Origin of the sequence: Streptomyces sp. NRRL F-2664 (assembly GCF_000719345.1) — a bacterium.
Taxonomy (GTDB): domain Bacteria; phylum Actinomycetota; class Actinomycetes; order Streptomycetales; family Streptomycetaceae; genus Streptomyces.
Genome location: NZ_JOFX01000099.1, coordinates 1 through 6741, shown reverse-complemented (window position 1 = coordinate 6741; position 6741 = coordinate 1). Strand labels below are relative to the sequence as shown.

General features: G+C 67.8%; 5 protein-coding genes and 2 pseudogenes. 4 read left to right on the top strand and 3 right to left on the bottom strand.

What is annotated here, in order from left to right; all coding sequences use genetic code 11:
- On the top strand, positions 1-508 hold a 508-nt coding region (locus IF89_RS0133845; RefSeq protein ID WP_158718054.1), incomplete at its 5' end, for an AbiV family abortive infection protein.
- A 131-nt stretch (positions 509-639) separates the two neighbouring features.
- Here the strand turns inward: IF89_RS0133845 and tpg are convergent.
- The 3 genes and pseudogenes from tpg to IF89_RS47260 all read right to left on the bottom strand — a co-directional run bounded on the left by tpg (position 640) and on the right by IF89_RS47260 (position 3694).
- Positions 640-1162 (bottom strand): annotated as a pseudogene (tpg, locus tag IF89_RS38900) (telomere-protecting terminal protein Tpg).
- Between the two features lie 38 nt (positions 1163-1200).
- Positions 1201-2379 (bottom strand): annotated as a pseudogene (locus tag IF89_RS0133835) (transcriptional regulator); the annotation flags it as partial.
- Between the two features lie 835 nt (positions 2380-3214).
- Entirely contained in the window at positions 3215-3694 is a 480-nt protein-coding gene (locus IF89_RS47260; protein ID WP_051808056.1) for a transposase, read from the bottom strand.
- Between the two features lie 152 nt (positions 3695-3846).
- Here IF89_RS47260 and IF89_RS46480 point away from each other — a divergent pair, with 152 nt between their 5' ends.
- The 3 genes from IF89_RS46480 (at position 3847) to IF89_RS46475 (ending at position 6521) form a co-directional block, all read left to right on the top strand.
- Entirely contained in the window at positions 3847-4125 is a 279-nt protein-coding gene (locus IF89_RS46480; protein ID WP_158718053.1) for a hypothetical protein, read from the top strand.
- A gap of 1030 nt (positions 4126-5155) precedes the next feature.
- Positions 5156-5662, top strand: coding sequence for a hypothetical protein (locus tag IF89_RS38890; protein ID WP_043194749.1), 507 nt, complete (start codon positions 5156-5158; stop codon positions 5660-5662).
- 631 nt (positions 5663-6293) lie between these two features.
- On the top strand, positions 6294-6521 hold the full coding sequence (locus IF89_RS46475; protein WP_158718052.1) for a hypothetical protein: 228 nt from the start codon (positions 6294-6296) through the stop codon (positions 6519-6521).
- Positions 6522-6741: the final 220 nt, after the last annotated feature.

Sequence of the window (6741 nt, the reverse complement as noted above, 5' to 3'; positions counted from 1 at the left end):
CGCGCCAAGGCCCGCAGCGAACGCCAGCAACGCTGGGGCCGCCCACGGCCCAAAGCCGCCTAATCAGCCCCGGCGAACGTTCGTGGCCAACGCACTAGCAGAGTTCTGGGGTGATTACAGCCGGGTGCGTGCGATCAGCTCGGACGGTGTCTCATGGGAGGAGGCCCACCAGCAGCGGCAGATAGAAGCCACGGCTGCCACGCGCGAAGCCAACCTTGCCAAGCAACGCGGCTTCTACGTGGACCGCGATGACGACGAGACGGTCACTTCGCCCACGAACATCGAGGCGGGGACAACAGCCGATGACCTTCAGGCCGCGGCCAAGGTGATCGAGATGCTGCTCATCCAAGACCACAGCCGCATGAAATTCGATGCCGTCACGCCGTACGACAGCACCCACCGACAGCAGGTCCGGCTGCTGCCAGTCTCACACCCCGAAGACTGGGCAGCCGTTTCCGGAGAACCTGATCCGGAAGCGGAGCACGATAACCGGCCGCCCGGCCAATAGGACGCGAGGCGCGGCCTCGCCGCGCCTGGACAGAGAGCAGCTGCCTACCCTTCTCGCTCTGCCCCGCTGCCCCCTCTGCCTCTCTTGGCAGGGACAGCACCATGCTCGCCCTCGCCCTGCTGTCTGAGTTCCTACAAGTCGAACTCGATGTGGTCGATGTCGGTGAACTCCACCAGGAGGCCGCCAGCGCGGCGGCCGCGGTCCTTGAAGTAGATCTCCTGCAGGCCCTCGTCGGCGATGTCGCGCAGCTGCTGCTCGCTGGCCCCCGCCTCCTGGGCGTCAAAGAGACGGCCGGCGAACTCCGGCGGGAGGGCCACGGTGAGGTGGCGCAGGCGGCCGTCATCGGTGGTGCCGGGCGCTGCGGTGTAGCCGAACCTGGCGCGGGTGTCGACGACGATCCCGCCGGTGGTGGCAGCGGTCTTCTTGGCCTTGGCGCGGATCTGCGGCTGCCACCGCTCCTTGACCTCGTGCTCTATGCGGTCGCCCCAGCTCGGGGCGCGGCTTCTTGATCTGGTCCTTGACGTACCGCTCGACGGTGCGCTGGGTGATGCCGAGCGCGGCCGCGGCGGCCTTGGTGGACTTGTACTGCTTGACCAGGTAGCGCATCTGGGCGCCCGCCGACTTCGGGATCGGGCGGGTGAACGCCTTCTGCACTGCCTGGTTGAGGCCTCCCCGAGCTGTGCCATCGCGGTCTACTCCCCGCCGTCGTTGTGGGTGATGTTGCCGTCCTTGATGTACCGGGCGAGGTTGAGGTCGCCGCCGTGCTGCTCGCGGACGCCTTCGCCCCACAGGACGGTCTGGGTGCCTTCGTGCTTGACCAGGCCCGGGTTCACGCCGAGCTTCCACCCGCCGGGCAGCGGCTTGCCCTCGCGGTAGGGCAGGAAGTCCAGCGGGCTAGTCCCGTCGACGGCGTAGACGGCGCAGTCGGAGAGGATCGCAACCGGGTACTGCCCGGTGAAGGCGGCGTGCTTGAGGATCTTGCGGTGCATGTTGACCCGGGTCCGGGAGATGACCGCGGCGCGGATGTCAGGGCGCCTGGTCGGCCGGGACAGGGCACGCCACGGCTGGCCCGGCTTCCAGCCCTCGCCGCGGGGCCGTTCGCGGAGCTTGCCGATGCCGTCCTTGACCGTTGCCTTGATCGCCGAGACGACGATCGCCATCTCCGGGTCACGCTGCCGGTAGCCGTCCATCGCCGCGAGGAACTCCTGCGGCGGCAGGTCGGCGCCGACACCGAGGGCGGCCATTGTCGCCAGGTACGCGTCGCGCGGTCGGCCGTACCAGGCGTCCAGGTAGCGGCCGTTCTCGTACCGGACGTACGCCTCGAGCGGGGCGACGTCGTAGCCGAGCTCCACCGCGTACGCCACCGTCGGCGTCGCGTACCAGCCCGGCCCCTCCGGGCGGTTGCCCTTCGGCGTGAACGGGCTGGGCAGCAGGTCGCCGTCCAGCTGCACCCAGTCCTTGCCGGACTTCACCCGCGAGAGGTCGACGTGGGAGAGGTCGACGAGCCAGGAGCCGGGCAGCTTCGGGTCGAACAGCGGCGCCTTGACATGCGTCGGGGCGCCGAGGCCGACCACCAGGCCGTTGGCCCCCGCGGCGGAGGCCATGTTCACGTCGATGCCGACCAGGTTCGAGCGCATGCACTCGTCGTCGGTCAGCGGACGCGCCCAGTCGTACGCCTCCTCCATCAGCATCTCGGCCGGGGTGCGCTGATGGAAGCGCGGGACGTCAGTCAGCAGCGGGTGACCGTCAGGGGCCTCGCGCCACTGGGTGCCGAGTCGGCCCGGCTGCAGCCGCCTGCCCCGCTCGCAGTGCGGGGTGCGGCGTCGCCCCCGCTGTGGACGGGCTGCAGGCTCACCTCCCGACACGTGCGGTACGCCCCCTCATCCTCTCAGCCCCCTGGTCGACCGACAGACGAAACAGGGGGCAGAGAGGAGAGTCACATCAACCCCGCAGCCACTGGCTGCCGGGGGCACCGACGACTTACCGCGCTTCCCGCCTCCGAGCTCCTCAGCCAAACACTCGCGTCTGGCGATGAAGGCTCCGGCGGAAACGCCGCCAAGAGAGGAACCACCATGAGACTGCGCAGAGCATTCGGCTACTCAGCGGGCGTATCAGTGCTGGTAGTGAGCGCACTGGCGGGCCAGGCTTATGCGACGGAATCCCAAACGTTCTATAGCCCATTGACGAGCGTGCAGCCGGGGAAGACAGTGTGGGTCACGGCAACCTGTCCGCTGTCGCTGAAGACAGACGGGCCTGGAGGATTTCAGGCGACTGGCCTGGACTATGTAGCCCAGACTACAACCATCAGGCAGTTCAGTGTCGAACTCGAGAATATATCACAGCAGCCAGGGCAGGCCATGTCCTTCGTTAATTGCGTCTCCTGACCAAACTGGGGAGCAATTGCCGAGACGTGCAGACTGTCAGCCCCACGCTGCCCGATGCCGCTCAGGCCGGACGTCCAGTGAGTTTCCTGAGTCAACCTCTATGTCTGAACAGGCGTGTCGCCAGGTGTGTTGATCTTGCTGTCGGGCTGGTGGGTGTCGGGGTCGTAGCAGGTGCCGTCGCGCCAGCAGGCCCACATCACCCGCAGCCAGGCCCGGGCCAGGATGCGGATGGCGTGCGGGTGTCGCTTCTTGCGGGCCCGGGCATCGTTGTAGATCTTCGCCGCCCAGTCGCTGCCGTGTCGGCTGTTGTCGGCAAAGGCCGTCAGGCGACTGGGGCCCGGCGGTTGGCGGCGAACCGGAAGGCAACGGTCCGGGACTTGCCAGAAGCCCTGGTGACGGGGACTACGCCAGCTTCCGCGATCAGCTGTTCGCTGGTCTGGGCACGTTCCAGGAGCGGGCCGATCTCACCGGTAACCTGGCCGAGGCTGACGTTCCCGATCCGCGGCATGGTGGCGAACAGCGGCGCGTAGGGATGTGTCTCGATGGCCTCGGCGATGGCCTTGTCCAGGGTGCGGGTGGTCGCGCGTATCGACTGGACCAGCTGGACCTGGACGCGGACGAGTCGGGCAACGACCGTTTCGCTGAGTCGGGACGCCGCGGCTGGCGCCGAGCGCAGGCGTTCGATCAGGACGTCGGCGGGTTTCCGGCCGGAGTATCCCTGCTTCTTGCACCAGGCTCCGAGCCGTCGCGGGGTGAGCCTGGCGGCAGAGCCTGGAGTGGAGTACCGCTTCAGGAAGGCCATGGCGATATCGCTGTCGAGGTTCGCGAAGACCGCCTTGCCGCCGGGCCAGTGCTCATCCAGCAGGGCGGCCAGCTGGTTGGTGGCCGCGACGCGGGCCTCGATGTGGTCGGCGCGCTGGCGGGTGAGGGCCTTTCAGGTCCAAGCCGCCGGACGTGTTCGATGTCGTGGTCGGTCCGTGCGATGTTGACGCAGTTCGGGCGGCAGTCGTCGAGGTCCGGGGTGCGGCGGGTGCTGTCTTCCTCGCTCCGCAGGCGGCAGGCTGCTCGCTCGGGGTCCAGGACGCAGGTCATGCCCTTGCCGGGGAAGATCTGGAGGTCGGGGTTGGCGAGCATGGTGGTGGCGTGCCGCTTGGTGGGCAGGACTCGGCCGGCGAAGCGGGTGGCGGCCTGGACGCGGTGCCGGTGGTCTCGGCTGCTGGACCGCTGACCTGATCGCCTTCACGTAGGCGCTGGTGCGCGTCGGCGAGAGTGTCCAGCCGGGCCAGCCAGTCTTCAAATGCGAGGTCGTCGGGGAGCCGGAGGCGTAGTTTCCGGCGTAGCCGAAGGTCATCCGGGCGCGGAGGTGTCCGTATTGGATGGCGGCGGCGACCAGGCCCCGTGGGCGGCGGACGATGAACCAGGCCAGGGTGCGGCGCAGGCGAGCGGAGTAGATGACCGGGTGGACCGGGTCGGGCGGGATGCGGTCGCTCCGGCCGTGCTCGGTGCAGTAGGTCTCGACCCAGGCCAGCAATTCGGCGATCGTGGTTGATCCGGGTCTCCCACCGGGAGCCGGCGACGCGGCTGCGCAGGATGGTCGCGCCGTCGCGGCCGTCGGTGAACAACGTCGCCGGGAACAGCCAGGTGCTCGTGTGGAGCCGTTTCAGGACGGCGGCGGCGGTGGCGACGGCCTCGGTGACAACCCACGGATCGGCCCGGATCTCGCCCTCGGGCACGCCGGCAGCGTCGCGGACACCTTTCCAGTAGGCCCGGCATCTGAGTACGGCGCCAATGCCTCCGGCACCGGCGACACCACCTTTTCGATCATCTCGACTGGGGGCTCGAGTCATACCGGGGCCGAAGGCCGGGAGCCTTATTGCGAGGCCATGAAAACGGTAGCGGGGACGCGAGCGGGACACACCCGACCTCGTATACCTCACACCAGCCGAAATTGCGCCGTCTGCTGGCAGCTGCCCACCGACATCCTGCTGCACGAGGCGACCACTCGATGAACTGGTCACGCTGGCGCCGCCGACACCCCAGAGCACGCCGATGTCACTACACACGGCGCGGGCACTCATTCGTGGGACGGGCCTCACGAACCCGTCCCACGCCCGGCACCACCCGCTACACTCCCCACACCCAAGCCGTTGACCAGGCAAAGCATCAAAGTCCGGCCGGAGTACTAAACTTAGCGGTAGTCGGGGTGGAGCAGGCAGTGGCGTCGTAAGGACCTGCTTGCCGCGAGCGGGGGCACACTAGAGGCATGACCACATCGCCCGCGATCGAGTCTCCCGAGCGCCTCTACCGGAGGGTCGCAGTGCGCATGATCGCCACCGTGACGGTCGGCGCCGGCGCGGTGGCCTCCGCCTCCGGTGAACCCGCCGTCATTAGTGCGGTCGCCGCAGGAGCATGCATCATGGCCGTCCTCGCCGCGCTGCTGCTGCGCCGTCGGGTCGTCGCGCGCATCAGCCGGAAGTACGAGGAGGTCTTAACCAGCGGGTTCGTCACCGGCGCGCTGGCCGCCTACCGCAAAGCCGTCTTCGCCGGCTCTCCCGACGGGCTTCTGACCATCGAGGAGCTACGTGGGCTGCGTACGGCGGCCTACCAGGCGGCAGCGGATGAGGACCTGCCCCATGAGGTCCGGCAGGCGGCGGCCGCGGTGCTGGAGGCCATCGACGCCCGCGACGCGCCACGTACCGAGTGGGCCACCACCGCGCTCACTGGAGCGATCGAGAATGAGCTGCGCGCCGTATGGCGGACGAGCACGTGACCTTCCCGGGTTGGAGGGCGGTGGTACTGGGCCGGAGCGGGTGACCTCACCCGGGCCCGTCCGCTCGGGCCCTACGGGGCCGGGTCCGCCCCTCAATGTCGTCAGAACGGACGTAAAGCGGATACCCCGGTTTCCGCTATACGTCACCTCGACGACGTACGAGAACGGCTGCGGGCAGTCGTTGACGCCGGGCGTGTCCTTGCGGACGGCAGGGGCGTTGGAACGGTGACGCGTACACTGGTCTGGATGTCGAGCCGGTCCGGTCCGATGGTCCCGATTTCCTGCTCTGGCGTTTGGGCAGCGTCAGCTTCCCGGCGTGCGCAGGCCCTGATCGTCCTCCCTTGCGTTCAGGGCTTTCGTGATGCCGAACCCCGTTGCGTGCGCTCCCTGACCGGGAAGGTGGTCTGGTGGGGGTTGCCGGACTGGGCCCAACCTGCTCACGTCCGGCAGCCTTGTGTCTGAGCGCTCACAAAGCCGAACACGCCCCGGATCTCAATCCGGCGCGCCCGCCGCGACCGTAAGCAGGCCGTACGTAAACCTTCGATGCCCGGAGGGCCGGGAATCATAGATCCACCAGAAGGATGTCCGATCGTTGGAGGCCTCCTGGGGCTCCAATCCTTACTCTTGCAGCATGAATGCGATCTCTCGCTCGGCGGTGGAAGCCGACGCAGTACTCGAACATGAGTTTTTTTTCAATGAAGGGGATTGGCGGCCCTCCATGCACCGCACGCTGCGTTCAATCGCGCAGTGCATGGCGCACGCAGGGGATGCTGAGGCGGCTGCTGAACTGCTGGCCCTCGCCGAGCGATGCCGAAGCCATGGCGCTGCAGTAAAGACTGGTGTCCAAACGGAGCTCTGATGACGGTGGTGTAGACGCCCTTGTAGGCGAGACAATCACGATGTGGTTGTAACCGGCTGTGCCGTAAAGGGTGGGCCGCCTCGTGCGCGAGACAAGTCAGACGCAGCGGACGCCCCGGGGCTCTAGTGCTGTGACCGGGAAGGTTTGCCGGGTTGCTCGTTGTGCTGGTCGGATGTGACGACTTCGACTGGCATGGGGAGGCGGTATGGCGTTACCGGTC

Bases quoted from the DNA above. Each gene is read 5' to 3' on its own strand.
- IF89_RS47260 (WP_051808056.1), bottom strand. From the start codon at position 3,694: ATGGCCTTCCTGAAGCGGTACTCCACTCCAGGCTCTGCCGCCAGGCTC.
- IF89_RS38890 (WP_043194749.1), top strand. From the start codon at position 5,156: ATGACCACATCGCCCGCGATCGAGTCTCCCGAGCGCCTCTACCGGAGG.
- IF89_RS46475 (WP_158718052.1), top strand. From the start codon at position 6,294: ATGAATGCGATCTCTCGCTCGGCGGTGGAAGCCGACGCAGTACTCGAA.